At 63.5% G+C, this 21,600-nt stretch carries 18 protein-coding genes; 13 read left to right on the top strand and 5 right to left on the bottom strand.

Features of this window, described 5'->3' with window-relative positions:
- Positions 1-19: 19 nt before the first annotated feature.
- From GNH96_RS01225 to GNH96_RS01175, 11 genes are all read left to right on the top strand, one after another.
- Positions 20-856, top strand: coding sequence for a hypothetical protein (locus tag GNH96_RS01225; RefSeq protein WP_228719944.1), 837 nt, complete (start codon positions 20-22; stop codon positions 854-856).
- Between the two features lie 7 nt (positions 857-863).
- The gene (locus GNH96_RS01220) at positions 864-3,659 is read left to right on the top strand and encodes a cytochrome c3 family protein (RefSeq protein WP_169601549.1); all 2,796 of its coding nucleotides are present in this window, start codon (positions 864-866) and stop codon (positions 3,657-3,659) included.
- Positions 3,660-3,869: 210 nt separating this feature from the next.
- Entirely contained in the window at positions 3,870-4,409 is a 540-nt protein-coding gene (locus GNH96_RS01215; RefSeq protein WP_169601547.1) for a DsbE family thiol:disulfide interchange protein, read from the top strand.
- Between the two features lie 242 nt (positions 4,410-4,651).
- Positions 4,652-4,831 (top strand): hypothetical protein, encoded by a 180-nt coding sequence (locus GNH96_RS01210; RefSeq protein ID WP_169601545.1) that lies wholly within the window; start codon positions 4,652-4,654, stop codon positions 4,829-4,831.
- Positions 4,828-4,983, top strand: a complete 156-nt coding sequence (locus GNH96_RS01205; RefSeq protein WP_169601543.1) for a hypothetical protein — start codon at positions 4,828-4,830, stop codon at positions 4,981-4,983. Before GNH96_RS01210 ends, GNH96_RS01205 begins: the two co-directional genes overlap by 4 nt.
- Positions 4,984-5,050: 67 nt before the next feature.
- The gene (locus tag GNH96_RS01200; RefSeq protein ID WP_169601541.1) at positions 5,051-5,974 is read left to right on the top strand and encodes a peptidylprolyl isomerase; all 924 of its coding nucleotides are present in this window, start codon (positions 5,051-5,053) and stop codon (positions 5,972-5,974) included.
- Positions 5,975-6,443: 469 nt separating this feature from the next.
- The gene (locus tag GNH96_RS01195) at positions 6,444-8,564 is read left to right on the top strand and encodes a TonB-dependent receptor (RefSeq protein WP_228719943.1); all 2,121 of its coding nucleotides are present in this window, start codon (positions 6,444-6,446) and stop codon (positions 8,562-8,564) included.
- Between the two features lie 23 nt (positions 8,565-8,587).
- Positions 8,588-9,304, top strand: a complete 717-nt coding sequence (locus tag GNH96_RS01190; protein ID WP_169601537.1) for an energy transducer TonB — start codon at positions 8,588-8,590, stop codon at positions 9,302-9,304.
- Between the two features lie 18 nt (positions 9,305-9,322).
- Complete coding sequence (locus GNH96_RS01185; RefSeq protein WP_169601535.1) at positions 9,323-10,003, top strand: MotA/TolQ/ExbB proton channel family protein; 681 nt, start codon at positions 9,323-9,325, stop codon at positions 10,001-10,003.
- An 11-nt stretch (positions 10,004-10,014) separates the two neighbouring features.
- Positions 10,015-10,425, top strand: coding sequence for an ExbD/TolR family protein (locus GNH96_RS01180; RefSeq protein ID WP_169601533.1), 411 nt, complete (start codon positions 10,015-10,017; stop codon positions 10,423-10,425).
- Positions 10,426-10,557: 132 nt separating this feature from the next.
- Complete coding sequence (locus GNH96_RS01175) at positions 10,558-10,704, top strand: hypothetical protein (protein ID WP_169601531.1); 147 nt, start codon at positions 10,558-10,560, stop codon at positions 10,702-10,704.
- 191 nt (positions 10,705-10,895) lie between these two features.
- Here GNH96_RS01175 and GNH96_RS01170 read toward each other — a convergent pair whose 3' ends face one another.
- Positions 10,896-11,846 (bottom strand): IS5 family transposase, encoded by a 951-nt coding sequence (locus GNH96_RS01170; RefSeq protein WP_169601529.1) that lies wholly within the window; start codon positions 11,844-11,846, stop codon positions 10,896-10,898.
- A 387-nt stretch (positions 11,847-12,233) separates the two neighbouring features.
- On the opposite strand from GNH96_RS01170, the gene GNH96_RS01165 reads away from it, so the two are divergent.
- Positions 12,234-13,865 carry an alkaline phosphatase gene (locus GNH96_RS01165; protein WP_169601527.1) on the top strand — a complete coding sequence of 544 codons (1,632 nt, stop codon included), beginning with the start codon at positions 12,234-12,236 and terminating at the stop codon, positions 13,863-13,865.
- Between the two features lie 187 nt (positions 13,866-14,052).
- Positions 14,053-14,700, top strand: a complete 648-nt coding sequence (locus GNH96_RS01160; protein ID WP_169601525.1) for a hypothetical protein — start codon at positions 14,053-14,055, stop codon at positions 14,698-14,700.
- Positions 14,701-15,343: 643 nt separating this feature from the next.
- Here the strand turns inward: GNH96_RS01160 and lpdA are convergent.
- From lpdA to thiE, 4 genes are all read right to left on the bottom strand, one after another.
- Positions 15,344-16,765, bottom strand: coding sequence for a dihydrolipoyl dehydrogenase (gene lpdA / locus GNH96_RS01155; RefSeq protein WP_169601523.1), 1,422 nt, complete (start codon positions 16,763-16,765; stop codon positions 15,344-15,346).
- 19 nt (positions 16,766-16,784) lie between these two features.
- Complete coding sequence (gene aceF, locus GNH96_RS01150) at positions 16,785-18,089, bottom strand: dihydrolipoyllysine-residue acetyltransferase (RefSeq protein WP_169601521.1); 1,305 nt, start codon at positions 18,087-18,089, stop codon at positions 16,785-16,787.
- Between the two features lie 18 nt (positions 18,090-18,107).
- Positions 18,108-20,795, bottom strand: coding sequence for a pyruvate dehydrogenase (acetyl-transferring), homodimeric type (aceE, locus tag GNH96_RS01145; RefSeq protein ID WP_169601518.1), 2,688 nt, complete (start codon positions 20,793-20,795; stop codon positions 18,108-18,110).
- A gap of 114 nt (positions 20,796-20,909) precedes the next feature.
- Complete coding sequence (thiE, locus tag GNH96_RS01140; protein ID WP_169601516.1) at positions 20,910-21,557, bottom strand: thiamine phosphate synthase; 648 nt, start codon at positions 21,555-21,557, stop codon at positions 20,910-20,912.
- Positions 21,558-21,600 lie beyond the last annotated feature (43 nt).

Raw genomic sequence — 21,600 nt, 5'->3', positions numbered from 1 at the left:
ATCGAGGGGGAAGGATAAGGTGAGGTTGCGTTCCGTGAGTCTGGTGATGTCCTGGTTTTTCGAATGCCTGCCCCGGCAGGGGTACGGCGTTTTGCTGTGCCTGTCGTGCTTGGGCGGCGGCGGTTTCGCCACGGCGGGCGAGCCGCTTTTCGTCCAGCGGGTCGAGTCGGCCGTGCCGACGCAGGAAGCGCTGACCAAGGCGGAGGAACAGGTGCGCGAACACAAGGACGTGAAGCTCAGGGAAAAGATGGCCGTGCCTCCGTTCCACAAACGGGTGGAGCCGCCGCTGCGCGAGGGCGAAACCTACTGCCAGGGCTGTCACCGCCCCCAGCCGCACGGCAAGAAACTCCGTACCCGCAGTTTCCTCAACATGCACAGCCGTTATATCGCCTGCGAGACCTGCCATTTCCGGCCCGAGGACGTGCGGCTGGATTACCGCTGGTTCGACTATGCCGCTCGCCGGCCGGCCGCTCCCGATGGCGGCAGGTTCCGGACGGGACGGAACATCGACAATTCGGCGCTGATCGACGGTCAATTCAAGATCGCGCCGTTTTACCACGGCGAGCCCGCGTTCGCCTTGCCCGGAACGGCATTCGCCGAACGGGTCGCCGGGGAATGGAAGGACGGCGACCTGCCCGCCCGGGCGCAGCTCAAGGCCCGTCTGCACACGCCCTTGAGCAAGGAAGGGCCGGCCTGCGCGAAGTGCCATACCGAGGATACCCCCCTGCTGGATCTGGCGGCGCTGGGCGCGGATTCCCGCCAGGCCGCGGCCATCCGCAAACACGTCATCCCGCAGTTCTTCGACCGTTACAAGTCCGATGACGAACGGCTGAAGATCATCGACATCCTGCGCTGAAGCGATCATGGCGATGAATCCAGCGGGAGCACTCGTGCTGCGCTTTGCCGCGATCGCCGCCGGCTTGATCGGGCCGTGGCCGGTTGCCGCCGGCGCGGTCCAAAACGTGTCGGTGTCCGAGCCGGTCGTCTACGGCGCCGGCTTCGAGCAGCCTTCGGCCGTGGCCGCGGATGGCGCGGGCCGGGTCTACGTGCTCGATGGCGCCCATCACCGGATCGTGGCGCTGTCGCCAGACGGTGAAATCCTTCGAGTCCTGGGCGGCGCCGACCTGCTGAAGCTGCCGATGGATTTCGCCGTGTCCGAGGAAGAGCTGGTGGTCGCCGATACCGGCCATCACCGGCTGGTGCTGTTCCGCCCCGACGGCACGGTGCAGAAGGCGCTGGACCTGCCCATCGAACCCATGCCGGAGCCGTCCCCGAAGCCGGACGGATCACCGCAAGCCAGTCCATCGCCGAGGCTGCCGCCGGAGCCGGTGGCCGTCAGCGTGCAGGACGGCATCGCCTTCTGGGCCGACCGGCGCAGCCACCGCGTGTGCCGGACCCGGCTGGCCGACGGCCGGGGGCTCGGCTGCTTCGGCGGGCGCGGCGGGGAGGCGGGGCAGTTCCAGTACCCGTTCCAGATCGCGCAGGACCGCGACGGTTATTTCAACGTCGTGGATATCGTCAACGCCCGCGTCCAGGTGTTCGACAAGAGCGGGCGCGTGTTTTCCCAAGTCGGCCGGTTCGGTCTCGACGAGGGCGAGTTGTTCCGGCCCAACGGCCTCGCCATCGACCGGGAGCAGGACGCCCTTTTCGTCAGCGACAGCTATTTCGGCACCATCTCGGTGTTCCGCAAGGGCGAGTTCCTGGGACTGTTGCGGACGCCGGACGGCCAGCCGGTCAAGCTGGATTCGCCCACCGGCCTGCATTTTCGCGATGGCCGGCTTTACGTCGCCGAAACCGGCGCCAGCCGGGTGTGGCGTTACCGGGTGAGCTACCCCGAGCGTGCCGCCTCGGCCAGGGAAAGCGGCGCGCGCACCGAGCTGTCGCAAAAGGACTGCCTGCTCTGCCACTTGTCCTGGGCCAGCGATGCGCCGCCCGAGGTCCTCGGCGCCGACGCGGAAGGAGCGCTGCCGGAAGCTTCCTACCGCATGTGCTATAGCTGCCACAATGGCGCGGTCATGGATTCCCGTCTATCCATCCACCACGGCGCGCAGCACCCCACGGTCTACGAAAGCCCGAAGGAGAAGAAGCGCCATGCGGAACGTCAGCCGCGCAAGGACAAGCTGCCCGACACGTTCCCGGTCACCAAGAACAAACGGCTGCTCTGCACGTCCTGCCACACCCCGCACACCGACGCGGAAAAGGCACAGACCCTGTACGCCGGCCACGGCAATGCCTGGCTGCGCGTGCCGAACCGGGGCGGGGATCTGTGCGAGCGTTGCCACGAATCCAAGATCAAGGGCGCGCGCGTGGACGCGCCAATCCCTACGGGGACGGCCGAGGGGAGAAAAGGCCATAAAGGACTCAACCATCCCCTAGGGATACGCTTCATGCCGCCGCCGCATCCGGAGGCGAAGGGCTACCCCACCGAGAACGAATTGCGCAAAGGGCTCCCCGAGCGACTGGCCGCCGGAGGCGCCGCGCTCGGCAACGAAAAGGAGCTGATCTGCCAGACCTGCCATCAAGTCCACGGCGGCCACGGCGACGGAAAGACCACGGTGCTGGAAACCGCCAAGGGCGAACTGTGCGCCGCCTGCCACTTGCGGCAGTTCACCAGGAGCAAGGAGGAGGCCCACGAGAAGGGCGTACACCCCGTCAACGTCAAGCGCGAACCGGACGAATCCGGCGCAAGGCCCGTGTTGTGGAAAGGCAAGCCGGAAATCACCGAAGTCGGCTGTCAGACTTGCCACCGCGTCCACGACGGCAGCGCCCAGACCCCGCTGCTGCCGGAAGGCGTGGCGAACGCGGAAAGCCTGTGCAAGAACTGCCACGAGCGCCAGCACGCCGAGGACGAGAAGGACGCCAGGAAGAAGGGCGTGCATCCCGTCAACGTCGAGCTGGACGAGCCCGTCCGGATCGGCGGCAGGGAAATCAAGACGGTGGGCTGCCTCACCTGCCATGCCGTGCACGGCGGAAAACCCCATACCGCCGCGCTGGTGGAGACCGACCGCGACGGCGAGCTGTGCAGCCATTGCCACAAGCAGAAGCAGACCGTCGTGGGCACCGATCACGATCTGCGCATCACCGCCAAGGAGAAGAAGAACGCCCAAGGCAAGCTGCCGTCCGAATCCGGCGTCTGCGGAAGCTGCCATACCCTGCACCGCGGCAAGGGCGACCGCCGCTTCCTGTTCGCGGCGAGGAAGGTGGAGCCGCAGCCCGGCCCGGTGATGGACGAGACGCCATTCAAGCGGGACGGACTGTGCCTGAACTGCCATCAGAAGGGCGGGGTCGGCGAGAAGAAGGTGGTCCACCATTTCAGCCACCCCCAAAAGGATCTGGTGCTGCGCTCCGATCAGAAGATCCTGCCGCTGCTGAGTGCCGAGGAAGAGCCCGAGGACTTCGGCGGCATCGCCTGCATCACCTGCCATGAACCGCATGTCTGGGATGCCGACAAGATTCCGCCGCCGGGCAAGGACGGGACGATCGCACTGTCCGCCAACAGGGAAAACCTGGAGGGCAGCAACCGCGACGCGTTCCTCCGGGCGAAGGATGCCGACAAGGTGTTCTGCGTCGACTGCCACGGGCTCGGAACCCTGGTGAAGTACAAGTACTACCACGATGCCAAGCGCGCCCGTGGCGGGGGTGTGGATTATTTGGAATGAATCGACGCCCGGCGTCTCCAGGAGAGGGCCGCGGTCCACGAATGGCGCCGACTCGTGCCAGACGCCAACGATCATGGCGACCCGCCGCCCTGGATGATGACGAATCGGCAGGAAGCCCGATTGGCACGGAAGGGTGCCGCATGAAATCCGCTCCCGGCGGATTTGTCCCAGAGTCAAGGTGCTGCGACTTTCACGTTTAGGAGCCCGAACATGCCCCGTCTCTTTCTCCTTCTTCCACTGCTGATCTTTTCCATTTTGGGATTCCTGTTTTTCCAGAGCATGAACCTCGATCCCAATACTCTCCCCTCGCCCCTCCTGGGCAAGCCTTTGCCGGCGTTCGAGTTGCCGTCCCTGCGCGACCCGTCCGGGGTGATCCGCGACAAGGACATCAAGGGACCTGCGCTGCTCAACTTCTGGGCGAGTTGGTGCGCCGCATGCCGCGATGAGCACGCGCTGCTGGTGGATCTCGCCCGCAATTCCGGCATCGCGATCTACGGCGTCGACTATGTGGATCAGCGGGAAACGGCGCTGGGCTGGCTGGACCGCCTCGGCGACCCCTACGCCGCGGTTCTGTTCGACGAGCGCGGCAGTCTCGGTTCGGCATTTCGAGTCATGGGTGCGCCCGAGACCTATGCGGTGGACGGCGACCACATCGTCAGGTACCGCCACGTCGGCGCGCTGACCTGGGAGGTATGGACCGCGATGCGAGCCGCGCTGGCTGGTCCGGGATCGCCAGCCGAAAGCCGTTAGCCGTTTGCACCGGGGTGATGGTGGGCTTGCGGTCAGGTGCAAGCTCCAACACCCCTACCGGCATCGCGGAGGCAGTGAAGCAACCCTCCGTTTTCGCCATTGAATTTCCGTTGCGGACGAGACGGATGCTTGTCCTGCCGGAAACAGCCTGTTCCGGGCTTTCCGCCGGCTGGGTCTGCGAAACGCTTTCGTGCTCCGCACAGACAAGCTGGCCGTCCGTACCTTCCGTCCGGAATGGGGTGGTGAGTGAAGACACGCATGGGATGCGTGAAATCACGATGAGCCTATCCGTTCGTCTTGATATAGGTCTCTGGTTTTATAGTGGTTTTCTTCTTGGCGCGATTGTTGCCGGGCTTCGTTTCGCTCGTGTTTTTTCACCCGCGGCGGCGGCCGCATATAACAAGAATCCGGAGGAGCCATGAATTTTCTTTACCCAATCCAGGAGATGCATCCGTTTTGGCGGACGTTTCTCGGTGGTTTGCTGTTTGCCCTGATTTCGGCGCTGGCGGCGGACCTGGCGTCGGCGGTGGCCAGGATCAAAATTCCGAAGTGGTCTGGGGCGCCACAAGGCTGAGGCGGGTTGGCTTCCTGGCCGACTCACGGTTTTTGCGTTTCAACGGGTGTATTTTCAGGAATCAGGAATGATGCGACACACAGCGACCTTGATCGCGGCGATCTGCGCCGGTGCCGTTTTTCTCCAGGGTTGCAACCCTGCGGATGATGCCTCGAACAGCGGTTCCGGCACCTCGCCGGGAACCACCAGAGCCTCCGCGCGGCTCGATGTGAAACCGGCCGATCCGCTGGCGACGGTGAACGGCCGGCCGATTCCCCGCAGTGCGATTCCCCAGCAGCACCGGCCGGGGCCGCCGGGCGCCTCGGACAAGATGCGGGACGAGCTGGTGCAGCGCGAGTTGCTGCGGCAGGAGGCGGAGAAACTGAACCTGCTGGCCGATCCGGAGGTCGCCGAGAAAGTCGACAACGCGTTGCGCATGGCAGTCTCCCAGGCTGCCGCCGAATACTACGTCGAGCACGGGAAGGCCACCGACGAGGAGATCAGAAAGGAGTACGAGGAAAAGTCGGCGCCGTTGAAGAAAACCGAGTACAAGCTGCGCCACATCGTCCTTGCCAGCGAGGCGGCGGCCAGGGATGCCATCGCCAGGCTGCGGAAAGGCGAGAAGTTCGAGGAACTGGCCAAGAAACTTTCCACCGACACGGCCAGCAAGGCGCAGGGCGGGGAGCTGGGCTGGCAGAGCCAGGAAAAGCTGGCGGCTCCGGTGTCCACCGCCTTGGCCGGGTTGAAGAATGGCGAGCTGGCGCCCGCTCCGGTACAGACGGCGGCCGGCTGGGAGGTCATCCAGCGCGAGGATTTCCGGGAGAAGCAGCCCCCCGCGTTCGAGCAGGTGAAGGATCAGATCGCGCGGGGTTTGCAGGTGAAAAGGTTCCAGCAGCACATCGAGACGCTGAAGGCGGCCGCGAAGATCGAAATGCCGGCCCCGCAACCGAGGGCCGTTCCGCCGTCACCGGCCAGCCCGGCTCCCAGTGCGCCGCAGCAGGTAAAACCATAGCATGTCATGGTCTTCCGCTTCCGAAGGCGTATTGTGTGATATCACTCAGTATGTGTGTGATATCACACACTTTTGCGGCTGCGGTAGCCGGGAAAGCGATCCACCTCCCCTCAATCCGGAAGAAAAATAGGGCTGAGGAAATGGGCGGCTTTTGCGCAACCTGATGATTTGTATCCTCCTGCAGGACCCGAAGAACGATGGACCGGGGGCTGAATGCCGATGTTTCCACGTGCCGCATGGAACCCTGAAATTTGAGTGGCGCAGAACTTGTAAAGCATTGAAGCCGATTCGTCACAAGCCCAAGAAATACATGAATACGCATTCAGGTTCAGGTTTGCCGGCAGCCAGCGCGCATTCCGGCGGTATCCGTTCCCGGCGCCGTCGCGGGACGTGGGTACTGGCGCCGCTCCTGCTCGCTTTCAGCTCCGCTGCTCTTCGAGTCGGGTGCGTCGAGGCGGCGGAGGACGTCGTGGAACTCGACAAGATCACCGTTTACGGTGAAGCGGACGAGGTTTCGCCCGAAACCGAAGATTTGCCGGAGGAGCAACTGGAGGAAAAGAAGGCGCAGACCATGGACACCGCCAGCATGTTCAAGGACGTGCCGGGGGTGAGCCTGTACACCGGCGGCGGCGTCTCCAGCCTGCCGGCGATCCATGGCATGGCGGACGACCGTGTCAAGATCCTGGTCAACGGCATGAACATCACTTCCGCCTGCAGCAATCACATGAATCCGGCGCTGTCCTACGTCGCGCCGGCTTCGGTCGGCAAGGCTTCGATCATGGCCGGCGTCACGCCGGTCAGCCAAGGCGGCGACTCCATCGGCGGGACCATCTCGGTCGATCCGGCGGCGCCGGGTTTCGCCAAGGCCGGGCAGATGGCCTACACCGGCAAGCTGGGCGGCATGTTCCGCAGCAACAGCGACACCTTCGGCAACAACTTCAGCGGCTCGATTTCCAGCGACGATTTCGCTTTCGACTACGGTGGTTCCTGGGCCAAGGGCAACAATTACATGGCGGGCAACGGTGGTCCGACGGTGCTGCCGACCCGGTACCTGAGCACCAACATGAACCTGCGGGCTTCGACCAAGCTCGACAACGGCTTCTTCTCGGCGGACGTCACCGGCCAGTACATCCCCTACCAGGGTTTCCCCAACCAGCGCATGGACGTCGCCGAGAACACAGGGCTGCTCGGCGGATTCAGCTACGAGAACGGGTTCGACTGGGGTAAGCTGGATGCGCGGGTCTACTACCACTCGACCTGGCATCTGATGGACACCCTGCAGGAGCGCAACACCGCTCCCATGCCGATGAAGGCCGACGGGTCCGATCTCGGCTACCGGGTGCGGGCGCATCTGCCGGTGGACGACGTCCATACGGTGCGGGTCGGCAGCGAATACTTCCAGCAGGGATTGCAGGACTGGTGGCCCGGCCAGCCGGTCTTTCAGCCGCAGGATTTCTTGAGCATCAACAACGGCCAGCGCAACCGCCTCGGCACTTTCGCCGAATGGGAGGCGAACTGGAACAAGGAATGGCTGACCCAGCTCGGCGTGCGTAACGACATGGTGTGGATGAACACCGGCCGGGTTCAGGGGTATGACAACGGTGCCTTTTATACTTTCTGGGCCACGCCCTTCAACGCCGCCAACCGCTCGCGGGTGGATCACAATTTCGACGCCACCGCCACGACCGCCTTCACCCCGGATGCCAACAGCCGCTACGAGCTGGGCCTCTCGCGCAAACAGCGCTCCCCCAACCTGTACGAGCGTTACGCCTGGGCCGGCCCCAACTCGATGATCACCTGGTTCGGCGACGGCAACTCCTACCTTGGGAATCTGAATCTCAATCCCGAGGCGGCCTACACGGCGACTTTCACCGCCAACTGGCACGACGAGCGGCAGCAGATCTGGAGCGTGAGCCTGACGCCTTATTACACGCGGGTGAACGACTACATCTACGGCCAGAAGGTCGCGCAGTATTCCAACGGCTTCCACGGCATGCAGTTCGTCAATCTCGACCACGCCGACATGTACGGCGGCGACTTCTCGGCCCGCTACGCCTTTCTGCCGGAATCGCCGGCCGGCAGCTTCGCGGCCAAGGTGGTCGCGGCCTACGTGCGCGGTGTGGGCAACGACGGCCAGCGCTCGATGGGCTGCCCCTACGTGGGGACCTCTCTGGCGGGCTTGTGCAATAACAATCAGCAGTTCTGGCCGGTCAACGGCTTTCTGGCGCCGAATTCGGTCAACCTCTACCACATGATGCCGCTGAATGCGACCGTGTCGCTGGAGCACAGCATCCCCGCCGGTTCGGCCGTGGTGGATAGCGCGATTTCGGTGAACCTGGTGGACAGCAAGACCGCGGTGGCCCAGAGCTATGCGGAACCGACCACGCCGGGCTACGTGCTGCTCAATCTTCGCACCAGCTACCAGCGCGAGCACCTGCGGCTGGACGTGGGCGCCGACAATCTGCTGAACAAGCTCTACTACCATCCGCTGGGGGGTGTGGACATCGTCCAAAGCAGCACCGCGAATTCCGTGGTCAGGCTTCCGGCGATAGGCCGGTCGGTGTACATCTCGCTGAACGTGGAGTTCTGATCGAGGGTCTCGCCCTAGCAGCCATGGCCGCAGTTCCCCTTGCTCCGACGGAGTCCCTGTATCGCCCCGGCAGCGTGATTCTGCTGATCGTGTGCTTGGCGCATCTCGGTGTCTGGTGGTCTTACCGGCAATTGAAGTTGCTGGAGCCGGAAGCGCGGCCGGCGCAGCCCATCGAGGTGACCTTGGAAATGATCGCGCCGGCGTCCAAGCCGGCCGAAGCCATCGCTCAGCCGGCGCCGACCGCGCCGCCGAAGCCGGTGACTCCGCCCAAGCCGAAACCCGTCGCCAAGCCCAAACCGGTGGCGAAGACCCTGCCCAAGCCGCTTCCGGTCCAGCCCGAGCGGACGGTGGGCGATAGCGCCGCCAAGGCCGAGCCTGCCGCGCCGCCTCCTGAAACCTCGTCCGCCGCACGCGGCGAAGGCGTGGCAGGCGGCAGCGGTACGCCCATACCCGCGTCGACCCCGGCGAACTTCAACGCCAATTATTTGCACAATCCGCTGCCCGACTACCCGGCATTCGCCAAGAGGCAGCGCTGGCAGGGGAAGGTGACGATGAAGGTTCACGTCATGCCCACGGGACTTCCGGCAGAGGTCGAGCTGCAAGCCAGCAGCGGCCACGACATCCTCGACGAGTCCGCGATGGAAACGGTCCGCCGCTGGCGCTTCGTCCCGGCGACCAAGGGCGGCAAGGCGGTGGCCAGCTGGGTCGTGGTACCGCTCGAATTCTCTCTGACTCATTGACAGCACTCGGCAGGAATCATGGTCACCGATACGTCCACCCTCATCATCAACGTCACCCTCTGGGTACTGATCTCGTTTTCCGTCCTCACCTGGACCGTCATCCTGCTGAAAGGGGGGCAATACTGGCGGCATGCGGTGGGCAACCGCCGGTTCGAGGAGAAATTCTGGAGTGCGGCCACGCTCGACGAGGCGCGGCTGAGGATGGGGGAGGCTGGTGTCTGTCCTTTGTACCGGCTGGCGACGGCGGGGTTCCAGGTGTTCGACAGCGGTAACGGGGACGGCGTCCCCAGCCTGAAGCACCGCGGCGATCTGGTGGCCACCCTGGAGCGCAAGCTCAAGCGGCAACTGGAGCGCGAATCGCGGCTGTCGGACATCGGGCTCACGGTCCTTGCCAGCATCGGGTCGACGGCGCCTTTCGTGGGCCTGTTCGGGACCGTCTGGGGCATCATGCATGCCTTGCAGGACATCAGCAAAAGCGGCAAGGCCAGCCTCGAGGTGGTGGCCGGTCCGATCGGCGAGGCGCTGATCGCCACCGCCATCGGCATCGCCGTCGCGGTGCCCGCCGTGCTGGCCTACAACTTTTTGATGCGGCAATCGCGGCGCCGGCAGCAGGCGCTGGAAATCTTCGCCGAAGACTTCCTGCACCTGGTCAGCGCCGAGACCGCCCACCGCCCCGTCGGCTACGCTCAGGGCGAGTGAAGGAGACCGCCATGGCCATGAAAACCGGGGGCGACAACGACGAAGTGATGAGCGAGATCAACGTCACCCCGCTGGTCGACGTCATGCTGGTGCTGGTGATCGTGTTCCTGGTGACGGCGCCGCTGCTGACCCAGAGCATGAACGTCAACCTGCCCAAGACCGGCGCGGTGGCCGCCTCGGACGACAACAAGTCGACCCCGATCGGCATCGACGCCCAGGGACGCATCGTGCTGGACAAGACCGAGATCGCCGATCTGGCGCAGCTGGAAGCCAGGCTCCGGGAAGCGGTGCAGCAGAATCCGGACGCCCTGTACATCGTCCATGCCGACCAGGCGGTGAGCTATGCCGTCGTCGCCAAGGTGCTGGCCACCGCCCACAAGGCCGGGGTCAACCGGCTGTCCCTGGCGACGGTTCAGGAATAAGCGCTGCTGAAACTGCCCACCGGTCAGCAGGGGGATAAGCGAAGCGCATCCACCGCCCCGCCGACTCGAAGAGCAGCGGAGCCGAATTTGGCGGATGCGCTGCCGCTTGTCCGCCCATGACGGGCTTGCGACATGACGCGCAAGACGGTATCTACCAACGACAAGGGCAAAGAAAATCCTCCCCCCGAGAAGGGGAGGCCGGGAGGGATTTCTCGTGCCGACACCGTGCTCTTCATCGACACCCGCCACATCTACCGCCAAGCGGGTGAGGGCGAGTAAACAGTGACATTATTTTCTTGACTACCAATACCTAGGGAACCTCTGAACAAACCCGATTTGGCCGGTAAAAACACATCCCGCTGATAATCAGGCTTTGAAAATGGGTGAAGGGTACCGAAATTCCTTACTTACCGTGGCGATCCCCCCCCCGGATGCGCCCGTCGGGGCGGATTCCGGGCGCACCTCGCCCGTCAGGTCATCAATGCGTACCGCTTCAGGTAGAGATGGGTCAACCCTATCAGGGTCAACACCTGGGCGGCGTTCTTAGCCAGACCCCGGTAGCGCGTCTTGGTGTAGCCGAACTGCCGCTTCATCACCCGAAAAAGGTGCTCGATGCGGCTGCGCAGCGAGGACATCTTTCGATTGCGGCGTTTCTGTGCCGACCCCAGCCGCCGTTTCGGACGGGCCTTCAGGGCCACGCCCCACACGACCCCGGCCTGCCGCGCCGCGCGCTTATAGGTGTCGTTGACGTAGCCGGCATCGCCGAGGATCAGCCGGTCGTCCTCGCGCAGCAGGTTCGGCAACTGGCTGATGTCCGAGGCGTGGGCCGGTGTGACCGAGACCGTGTGGGCGACACCGGTGTGAACATCCGCTCCCACGTGCACCTTCATGCCGAAGAACCACTGATGGCCCTTCTTGGTCTGATGCATCTCCGGGTCGCGCGCTTTGGCCTTGTTCTTCGTCGATGGCGCGGCATGGATGATCGTCGCATCCACCATCGTGCCCCCCTTGAGCAGCAACCCTCGCGCTTCCAACACGTCATTGATGGCGTTCATCAACTTCGCCGTCAGCTCGTGACGTTCCAGCAGGCGCCGGAAGTTGAGGATCGTGGTTTCATCCGGCAGCGCGTCATCGGCCAACTCCAGACCCGCAAAACGCCGCATCGATTCGATCTCGTACAGGGCGTCTTCCAGGCCCGGGTCGGACAAGGCATACCATTGCTGGAGGAAGTAAAGCCTGAGCATCGTCGCCAACGGGTACGGTTGACGACCGCGCCGACCCGCTTTCGGGTAATGCGGTTCGATCACCGCCAGCAGTTCCGGCCACGGCACCGCCCGCTCCATCTCGGCCAGGAACTTCTCACGCCGGGTCTGCTTCTTCTTCCGGTCAAAGGCTAAGGAGGCGAAGGTGGTCTGTTTCATCGGGGCTCCGCGTTCAGGGGTTCTGGGCAGGAATAGCTTACCCGCAGGGTTTGTTCAGAGGTTCCCTAGGTTTGGCGCAGGGTTCCACGCCACCGCCAGAAGACACGGGATTCCCAAAGGCTTGCTATCGCGCGGGCCTTCTTCATTTGCCTTGCGTGGCTTTTCGTACCCACTTTCCAGGGGGCGCCGGCAATACTCTCGGCTTGGCCGGATGTTGGCGATCAGTGAAGCTTGATCCCCTATCTAAGGGGGTGACGAGCGATTTCTCGGAAGGAGGCAAGACCGCGTTCATTATTCCGACACGTCTTTGTAACCGATAAGACATATGGCCTGGTTAAGCTGGCTCCCTCGTTCCTTACCACCGCCAACGATAACCACGGAGCCGCCATGAAACCTGTATTTCCCATTGTCACGGCACTTGCGAGCGCTATTTCTTTCGGCTTGGTCTCGGTCCCGGCCTTCGCAGCGGACGCCAGCTTTGAGAATTCGCCGGAAGGATGGCAAATGCTCGGCGAACAGACCGTAAAGCAGCTCAGACGCCAAATACCCAACGTACGCTATGCCAAGAACGTCATTCTGTTCGTCGGCGACGGCATGGGCGTTTCCACCGTCACCGCCGCTCGCATCCTGGAAGGCCAAATGCAGGGTCGGGATGGTGAAATCAACCGTCTGGCTTTCGAAACCATGCCAAATCTGGCCCATGCGGTTACGGCCAGCGCCAATCAGCAAACCTCCGATTCTGCGCCCACTGCGACGGCCATGGTCACTGGTGTCAAGGCCAACGAAGGGGCGATCGCCGTCGACCAAAACACCGCTCACGATGAAACGGATGCCGGCGTCGTCGCCGCTCATTCGCTCAAGACAATCTTGGAGCGGGCCGAGGAGCGTGGCATGTCTACCGGCGTCGTGACGACGACCCGGATCACCCATGCGACCCCGGCCGTCAACTACGCTCACATCGGTAATCGGGACTGGGAAGGTAATTATCAGTTACCGGCGGGTGCTACGGTCAAGGACATCGCGGCACAGCTGATCGACTTTCCCTACGGCGACGGCCTCGAAGTCGCGCTGGGTGGTGGACGCACGCAGTTCTACACGAATCAGGAAACAGACCCCGAATACCCCAATCAGAAGGGCCGACGCACCGACGGTCGCAGCCTGTACCAGGAATGGGACAAGGATGGGACCGCGCCCGGTTACGCCTACGTCTGGAACAAGAACCAGTTCGATGCCATCGATCCTGGCTCCACCGACCATCTGTTGGGATTGTTCGAGCGCTCGCACATGCATTACGAGGCCGACCGTGCGCTGGATCCGGCAGGCGAACCTTCTCTCTCAGAGATGACAAAGAAGGCCATCGAAATCCTGAGTAAGAATAAAAAGGGGTACTACCTGATGGTAGAAGGTGGCCGTATCGACCACGCTCACCATGCCTCCAATGCTTACCGCGCATTGACCGACACGATCGCGATGTCGGAGGCGGTCAAGACGGCGCTGGAGATGACCAGCTCGAAAAACACGCTGATTCTGGTGACCGCCGATCACAGCCATGTCTTCACCATCGCGGGCTACCCCAAGCGTGGGAATCCAATTCTGGGTAAAGTCGTTGCGGCCAATGAAACCGAGCCGACCTTGGACCTCCTTGGCCTTCCCTACACCACCGTATCCTATGCCAACGGCCCGGGCTATGTGGGTGCGTCTTTTAGCGATGCAGCAAAGAAGAAGCCGCTCCAGGGCGCAGGCTCGAAAACGTTCACGCCTAATCTGAGCAATGGGGCGGGCAGCGAGGGCCACTCCCCCGTGGCTTACGATCCCGCAACCGGCCGGCCGGATCTGTCCGCCACAGATACCGCCGACCCTTCTTATTTGCAAGAAGGCATGGTTCCCCTGAGCGCGGAAACTCATGCAGGCGAAGATGTGGCGATCTACGCCAGCGGACCGCAGGCGCATCTGGTTCGGGGCACGCTGGAGCAGAATGTCATCTATCATGTCATGGCGGCGGCGCTGAGAATGAAATAACGCAACGGGGCTTTCCATTCTCGAGGCCAGGGACGGCCTTGGCTTTTCGTTCGACGCCGCTTCAGCGCCATATAACTGGCGTTTCGCACCCTTTCACCGCTCGTTAATCTTTGCCATGCGAATCCACGCGCTCTTGTTCTGTCTTGTCCTGGTAGGACTTTCAGGCTGTGCCGGCCATACGTCTCACATGAAGCCCACCATCGATGCCGGCAGATTGCCCCCGATCGCTGCTGAATACGAAACGGTCAGCTCCGACACCGGCGGCAATGCTCACGTCCAGAGCAATCGCTGGCACTTCTGGCGAGATGCGGACTTCGTGGAAACGCGTTCCCTGGATACAGATGAAGGGGAAATCTGGCGACGCAGTGTCAAGGGACTGATCTTCTACGAACGGGTATTTCACCGTGACCGCAAGGTGGTGGAATCCAATCCGGACGATCTACGAGCACGGAGTCGCTATCCGCTGTGGAGCAAGGTTGCCCTGCTGATCGATCCGGGCCTGCTGAACTCAAGGCTGCAGTTCGAGGGGCGCGAAACCCTCGAAGGTCGTCAAGCACTGCGCTACGGCGGACAGGTGGATGGGGTCGGGTACGAGATTTTGTGGCTGGAGCGGGAAAACATTCCCGGAGTGATCCGCCAGCGGTTTCCAGAGCGGGAAGTCACGGTGACGCTGCGAAGCCTTTACTCCCTTCAGGATGCTCCCTGGCCTCACGATGTTTCAGGCAATTACAGTGTCATCGATTACGCCGATCTCGGAGACATGGAAAGCGATCCCTTCGTGAAACGGATCCTGCATGAGACCGATGTCGGAGACGGCCATGATCACGCTCATTAGGCATCCCTGGAGCGCGAAGTTTGTCTTTCCGAATCGTACGTCGGGAGCGTCGGGCCGAGCGTGTGCCTCACTCGTTTCGGGGGCCTGATTCCGCGACGCATCCCACTCCCACCGATTTGGCTCCTTCCTGTGTCCAGAGGGAGGCATGGCGGCAGCGCGGCGTCCGGGCAAGCCGTTTCTCCCCTCATCTGGCATTCGTACCGATCGAAGAGTCTGCATCTCGATGCGGGCGTCGATCCAAACGGGGCTTCCCCGTTTGTCGATGTCTGGCGTTGCGCAAGCTTCGGTGGGTGCAAACCACACCTTGCCCTTCGTCAGATCGACCACGGCTACCTCGAGACAACGGGAGCCGCAGCCCCGGTTGACGCACCGATCATGGCCGTTGACGTTTGGCCCTTGGGCGCTCTGTCGACGCGATTCCGTCCGGTAGCGGCGGGCCTTTGGCGTGTCCAGCCTCGGCTCCATCGCCGCTCCTTTGAGATTGAGATGGGGCTCGCCGGGATAGTCCCCAAACTCCATCGCGGGCAGACGGGGCGTAAAAAAATGATGCCGTTCACGCTGCGAACAGCGCAGCCCCTGGACACGGCATCATTTTCTGCTCACGCGGACGAATCATGGGCGCTGACCCGGGCCGCGGCCGCCGCTAACGTTTGCGGAGATAAAGGTCGGTGATCGTGCCTTCGATCATTTCCGCCGCGAAGGCGAACGTTTCCGACAAAGTCGGGTGGGCGTGGACGGTCAGGCCGATGTCTTCCGCGTCGGCGCCCATTTCCAGGGCCAGCACGGCTTCGGCGATGAGTTCGCCCGCATGGGGACCGACGATGCCCGCGCCGATCACCCGCTTGGTGGCCTTGTCGCACAGCAGCTTGGTGGCGCCTTCCTTGCGGCCGATGCCCAAGGCGCGACCGCTCGCGGCCCAGGGGAACACGGCTTTTTCGTATTCGATGCCCTGGGCTTTCGCCTGGGTTTCGGTGACGCCCATCCAGGCGACTTCCGGATCGGTATAGGCCACCGACGGAATGGTCAGCGCCTGGAACGCCGAAGGATGACCGGCGATGACTTCGGCGGCGACCTTGGCCTCGTGGGTGGCCTTGTGGGCCAGCATGGGGTTGCCGACGATGTCGCCGATGGCATAGATATGCGGGACATTGGTGCGCTGGCGCTCGTCGACCGGAATGAAGCCCTTGGCATCGACGTGGACACCTGCGTTTTCCGCACCGATCAGGCCGCCGTTCGGGGTGCGCCCCACCGCCACCAGCACCCGGTCGAACAGGTCGGATTCGGGTGCGCCTTCGCCTTCGAAGAACACCTTGAGGCCGGCCGCTTCGGGTTCGATGCGGGTGACGCGGGTCTTGAGATGGATGTTCTCATACTGCTTCTTGATGTGCTGATGCAGCGGACGCACCAGGTCGGCATCGCAGCCGGGGATCAACTGGTCCATCAGTTCCACCACGGTGATGCCGGCGCCCAAGGCGTGATACACCGTGGCCATTTCCAGGCCGATGATGCCGCCGCCGACGATCAGGAGGCGCTTGGGGACTTCTTGCAGCGCCAGGGCGTCGGTGGAGTCCATCAGGCGCGGGTCGTCGTTCGGGAAGCCGGGAATCTTCGCCGCCCGCGAACCGGCGGCGATGATGGCCTGGTCGAAACTCACCGTGACCGGGCCATCGGCCGTCGCCACCTGCATGCTGTGGTCGCTGGCGAAATGGCCGGTGCCCTGCACGACCGTCACCTTGCGCTGCTTGGCGAGCGCATCGAGCCCGCCGGTCAGGGTTTTGACCACCTTGTCCTTGAAGTTGCGCACCTGGTCCAGATCGATTTCCGGCGCGCCGAAGCGGACGCCGAATTCGCTGGCCTCCTTGGCTTCATGGATGATCTGCGCCGTGTGCAGCAAGGCCTTGGACGGGATGCAGCCCACGTTGAGACAGACGCCGCCCAGGGTCGGGTAGCGTTCGACCAGGACCACCTGCTTGCCCAGGTCCGCTGCGCGGAAAGCGGCGGTGTAACCGCCCGGCCCGCCGCCCAGCACCAGGACCTCGGCGTGAATCGTCTTGGGTTCAGCCATCGGAGACTCCTTACTTGACTTAGAGCAGGATGCGCCGCATGTCGGCGAGCAGGCTGCTGACATAGGTGACGAAGCGGACGCCATCGGCGCCGTCGATCACGCGGTGGTCATAGGACAACGACAAGGGCAGCATCAGCCGCGGGACGAACTGGCCGTCTTGGAACAGCGGCCGCAGCTGCGCCTTGGAGACGCCCAGGATGGCGACCTCGGGGGCGTTGATGATCGGCGTGAAGGCCGTGCCGCCGATCCCCCCTAAGCTGGAGACGGTGAAGGTGCCGCCCTGCAGGTCGGCGGTGCGCAGCTTCTTGCCGCGGGCCTTGTCGCCGATGGCGGCGAGCTCGGCGGCGATGTCCCAGATGCCCTTAGCATCGGCATCGCGGATCACCGGCACCACCAGGCCGTCCGGCGTGTCCACCGCGAACCCGATATGGTAGTAGCTCTTGAGGATCAGTTCTTCGCCGTTGGGCGCAAGCGATGCGTTGAAGCGCGGGAAGGCTTTCAGGGCGGCGACCACGGCCTTGATGATGAACGGCAGCGGGGTCAGCTTGACGCCGCGCTTGGCGGATTCGGCCTTGAGTGCATGGCGGAAGGCTTCCAGCTCGGTGATGTCGGCCTCGTCGTGCTGGGTGACGTGCGGGACCGTGATCCAGGTCCGGTGGAGATTGGCCGCAGAGAGCTTCTGGATCCGCGAAAGCGGCTGGCGTTCGATCGCTCCGAACTGGGCGAAGTCGATTTCCGGCATCTCCGGCAAGGCGAAACCGCCGGTGCCCGCCCGTTCGGCCTGCGCTATGCGGCTCTTCACGAAGGCTTGAATGTCGGCCTTCAGGATGCGGCCCTTGGGGCCGGTGCCGCGGACTTTCGCCACATCGACGCCGAGTTCGCGGGCGAAGCGGCGGACGGCGGGGCTGGCATGGGCCGGTCCCGTACCTTCTGCCGCAACCGCACTTTCGACCGCAGGCGCTGCGGGCGCCGCGGGAGCCGCTTCGGCGGACTGCGCCGGCGCAACTCGTTCGGCGACAGCCGGGGCGGGTGCCGATGCAGGTTCGGTGGGCGCGGCTACCGCTACGGGCGCTTCCGCCCCCTCATCCGCCCGCAACAGCAGGATCGGTGTCCCCATGCTGACCTTGCTGCCCACGCCTACATACAATTCGGCCACGATGCCGGCGTAGGGCGAGGGAATCTCCATCGCCGCCTTGTCGCTCTCCAGGGTGATGAGCGAGTCGTTCGCCGCGACCTTGTCGCCTGGCTTGACCAGCACCTCGATGATTTCGACGTCCTTGAAGTCGCCGATGTCGGGGACGACGACGGTTTGTTCTTGTGCCATTTTTTCTTATCCTCCTCCTCAGCAGCCGACCGGGTTGGCCTTGTCCGGGTCGATGTTCCAGCGGGCCATCGCATCCGCCAGCTTGGATTTTTCGATGCCGCCTTCGTCGGCCAGGGACTTCAGGGCCGCGAACGCGATGTGGTAGCTATCCACCTCGAAAAACTGGCGCAGCGCCGAACGGCGGTCGCTGCGGCCGAAACCGTCGGTCCCGAGCACGGTGTAGCTCCGGGGCACGAATTCCCGGATCAGGTCCGGATAGGCCTTGACGTAGTCCGTCGCCGCGATGATCGGACCCGTGCTCGCCGCCAGGCACCGTTCGACATAGCTGATTTTCCGCGACTGTTCCGGATGCAGCAGGTTCCAGCGCGAAATCTCCGAGCCATCGCGGCGCAACTGGTTGAAGCTGGTGGCGCTCCAGACGCCGGCCTTGATGCCGTAATCCGCCTCCAGCAGATCGGCCGCTTTCAGCACTTCGCGCAGGATCGTGCCGCTGCCCATCAATTGCACGGCCTCGTCCTTGCCGGCATCGCGGAACTTGTACAGTCCCTTGACGATGCCTTCCTTCGCGCCTTCCGGCAGGGCGGGATGGCTGTAGTTCTCGTTCATCACCGTGATGTAGTAGAAGACGTTCTCGTTTTCCTGGTACATGCGGCGCAGGCCATCGTGCACGATGATCGCCAGTTCGTAGGCGAAGGTCGGGTCGTAGGTGATGCAGTTGGGGATCGCCCCCATGATCAGGTGGCTGTGGCCGTCCTGGTGCTGCAGGCCTTCGCCGGCCAGGGTGGTGCGTCCCGCGGTGCCGCCCATGAGGAAACCACGGGCCTGCATGTCGCCCGCCGCCCACATCAGGTCGCCGACGCGCTGGAAGCCGAACATGGAGTAGTAGATATAGAACGGGATCATCTGCACGTTGTGATTGCTGAACGCCGTGCCGGCGGCGATCCAGTCGCACATGCCGCCCGCTTCGCAGATCCCTTCTTCCAGAATTTGGCCGGATTTGTCCTCGCGGTAGAACATCACGGTGTCGGCGTCCTGGGGCTCGTAGAGCTGGCCGACCGAGGAATAGATGCCGTATTGCCGGAACAGGCCTTCCATGCCGAAGGTGCGAGCTTCGTCGGGCACGATCGGCACCACGTAGCGGCCCAGCGCCTTGTCGCGTAGCAGGGAGGAGAGCAGCCGGACGAAGGCCATCGTCGTGGACATTTCACGGTCTTCCGAGCTCTTCAGCATCGTCTCGAAGATGCTCAGATCGGGAATCTGCAGATGGGGCGCCTCCTTCCGCCTCTGCGGCAGGTAACCGCCCAGCGCCTTGCGGCGCTCCTGCAGGTAGACCATCTCGGGACTGTCCTCAGCCGGCTTGTAGTACGGTGCCTCATGCACCTTGTCGTCCGGAATCGGAATGTTGAAACGGTCGCGGAAAGCCTTGAGCGCTTCGGCGTCCAGCTTCTTCTGCTGGTGCGCGCCCATCTGGCCTTCGCCGGCCCGGCCCATGCCGTAGCCCTTGATGGTCTTGGCCAGGATCACCGTCGGCTGGCCCTTGTGCGCCACCGCGGCGGCGTAGGCGGCATAGACCTTGTGCGGATCGTGGCCGCCCCGGTTCAGGTGCCAGATGTCATCATCGGACATGTTGGCGACCATCTCCAGCAGTTCGGGATATTTGCCGAAGAAATGCTTCCGGACATAGGCACCATCCTTGGCCTTGTAGGTCTGGTATTCGCCATCGACCACCTCTTCCATGCGCTGCTGCAGCAGTCCCTTGGTGTCGCGGGCCAGCAGAGCGTCCCAGTGCGAGCCCCAGATCACCTTGATGACGTTCCAGCCGGCGCCGCGAAATTCTGCCTCCAGGTCCTGGATGATCTTGCCGTCGCCGCGCACCGGCCCATCCAGGCGCTGCAGGTTGCAGTTGACCACGAAAATCAGGTTGTCCAGCTTTTCCCGGCCGGCAAGGCCGATGGCGCCCATGGATTCCGGCTCGTCCATCTCGCCGTCGCCGCAGAAGCACCAGACCTTGCGGCCTTCGGTGTTCAGGAGGATCTTGCGATCGGCCAGGTATTTCATGAACCGCGCCTGATAGATCGCCATCAGCGGCCCGAGGCCCATGGAGACCGTCGGGAACTGCCAAAAATCCGGCATCAGCCAGGGGTGGGGGTAGGATGAAAGCCCGCCGCCGCCGACTTCGGCACGGAACCGGTCCAAGTGCTCTTCCGTCAGCCGCCCTTCCAGGAAGGCCCGGGCATAGATGCCGGGCGCGGAATGGCCCTGGAAAAACACCAGGTCGCCGCCGTGGTCGCGGTCGGGGGCGTGGAAGAAATGGTTGAAGCCGACGTCGTAGAGGGTGGCCGAGGAGGCGAAGCTGGAAATGTGCCCGCCGTACTCGGTGGATTTCTGGTTCGCGCGTACCACCATCGCCATGGCATTCCAGCGCAGATAGCAGCGGATGCGGTGTTCGATGCCGGCATCGCCTGGGCTGCGCGCCTCGGCATGTGGCGGAATGGTATTGATGTAGGCAGTGTGGGCCTTGTAAGGCAGGTTCGCGCCGGAGCGGCGTGCCTTGTCGACGAGCTTTTCTATCAGGAAATGGGCGCGCTCGACGCCTTCCGTTTCGATGACGGCTGCAAGCGCGTCCAGCCACTCCCGGGTTTCCTCCGGATCGGTATCCGTATTGGCCGCGGACTGGGAGTTTGGGGATGGATGGCTTGCGATCATGGCGATTCTCGACCCTTCGGTTGATTAAAGCATTAACCCGTTATGATGCCGCCGTTCGGCGCCGAGGACAATGGGATCATGCAAGGCTTTGTTTCAACCGCCACAGGGGAGCGGCTACCGCTTTGGCGGGGAGGGGAAAAGGCTTCGCAGTGCGAGTGCCGCGCGGGCAACATCCGATGCCCCGAATACCGCTTCGATGACTGCAACCAGGTCTGCGCCGGCGTCGATGGCTTGAGTGGCATTGGTGGCGTCTATGCCCCCGATGGCGACGATCGGGATATTCAGGCGGGTTCTCGCCTCCCGCAAGGTCTCCAGTCGGGCACGGGGGGCGCCGGGTTTGGTGGCGGACGGGAAAAATGCGCCGAAGGCGACGTAATCCGCGCCCTCGGCTTCCGCGCGGAGCGCCCGCTCCAGCGAGTCGTAACAGGAAACGCCGACGATAGCCCGGTGGCCGAGCACGCTTCGCGCCGTCGCCACTGCGCCGTCATCCTTGCCCAGGTGCACGCCGTCGGCACCGATGTTTGCCGCCAGCCGCGCGCTGTCGTTGATGATGAGAGGAACTCCCGCGGCGCGGCAGGATTTACGCAATCGCTCCCCTTCAGCCAGGTGATCCTTCGCCGATCCCGACTTGGGCCGGTATTGCACCACCGCGGCGCCCCCGAAAACGGCGCTTTCGACGGCGGCAAGCAGCGCCTCCCCTCGGAGCCGGTCGGGCGTGATCACATATAGGCCCTTGGGAGGGAAGGGGATGGGCATCGGCATCGAGTTTTCGGCCACAACGTGTTTTCCGAAGGTATAGGGTACT

The sequence above is a fragment of the Methylococcus geothermalis genome, from assembly GCF_012769535.1.
Classification (GTDB): domain Bacteria; phylum Pseudomonadota; class Gammaproteobacteria; order Methylococcales; family Methylococcaceae; genus Methylococcus; species Methylococcus geothermalis.
Note: the sequence above shows the minus strand (reverse complement) of the source record. Positions and strands in the feature narration are given on the sequence as shown.

Bases quoted from the DNA above. Each gene is read 5' to 3' on its own strand.
- GNH96_RS01215 (WP_169601547.1), top strand. From the start codon at position 3,870: ATGCCCCGTCTCTTTCTCCTTCTTCCACTGCTGATCTTTTCCATTTTG.
- GNH96_RS01165 (WP_169601527.1), top strand. From the start codon at position 12,234: ATGAAACCTGTATTTCCCATTGTCACGGCACTTGCGAGCGCTATTTCT.
- GNH96_RS01180 (WP_169601533.1), top strand. From the start codon at position 10,015: ATGGCCATGAAAACCGGGGGCGACAACGACGAAGTGATGAGCGAGATC.
- aceE (WP_169601518.1), bottom strand. From the start codon at position 20,795: ATGATCGCAAGCCATCCATCCCCAAACTCCCAGTCCGCGGCCAATACG.
- GNH96_RS01175 (WP_169601531.1), top strand. From the start codon at position 10,558: ATGACGCGCAAGACGGTATCTACCAACGACAAGGGCAAAGAAAATCCT.
- aceF (WP_169601521.1), bottom strand. From the start codon at position 18,089: ATGGCACAAGAACAAACCGTCGTCGTCCCCGACATCGGCGACTTCAAG.
- GNH96_RS01220 (WP_169601549.1), top strand. From the start codon at position 864: ATGGCGATGAATCCAGCGGGAGCACTCGTGCTGCGCTTTGCCGCGATC.
- GNH96_RS01160 (WP_169601525.1), top strand. From the start codon at position 14,053: ATGAAGCCCACCATCGATGCCGGCAGATTGCCCCCGATCGCTGCTGAA.
- GNH96_RS01205 (WP_169601543.1), top strand. From the start codon at position 4,828: ATGAATTTTCTTTACCCAATCCAGGAGATGCATCCGTTTTGGCGGACG.
- lpdA (WP_169601523.1), bottom strand. From the start codon at position 16,765: ATGGCTGAACCCAAGACGATTCACGCCGAGGTCCTGGTGCTGGGCGGC.
- GNH96_RS01190 (WP_169601537.1), top strand. From the start codon at position 8,588: ATGGCCGCAGTTCCCCTTGCTCCGACGGAGTCCCTGTATCGCCCCGGC.
- GNH96_RS01185 (WP_169601535.1), top strand. From the start codon at position 9,323: ATGGTCACCGATACGTCCACCCTCATCATCAACGTCACCCTCTGGGTA.
- GNH96_RS01170 (WP_169601529.1), bottom strand. From the start codon at position 11,846: ATGAAACAGACCACCTTCGCCTCCTTAGCCTTTGACCGGAAGAAGAAG.
- GNH96_RS01200 (WP_169601541.1), top strand. From the start codon at position 5,051: ATGATGCGACACACAGCGACCTTGATCGCGGCGATCTGCGCCGGTGCC.
- thiE (WP_169601516.1), bottom strand. From the start codon at position 21,557: ATGCCGATGCCCATCCCCTTCCCTCCCAAGGGCCTATATGTGATCACG.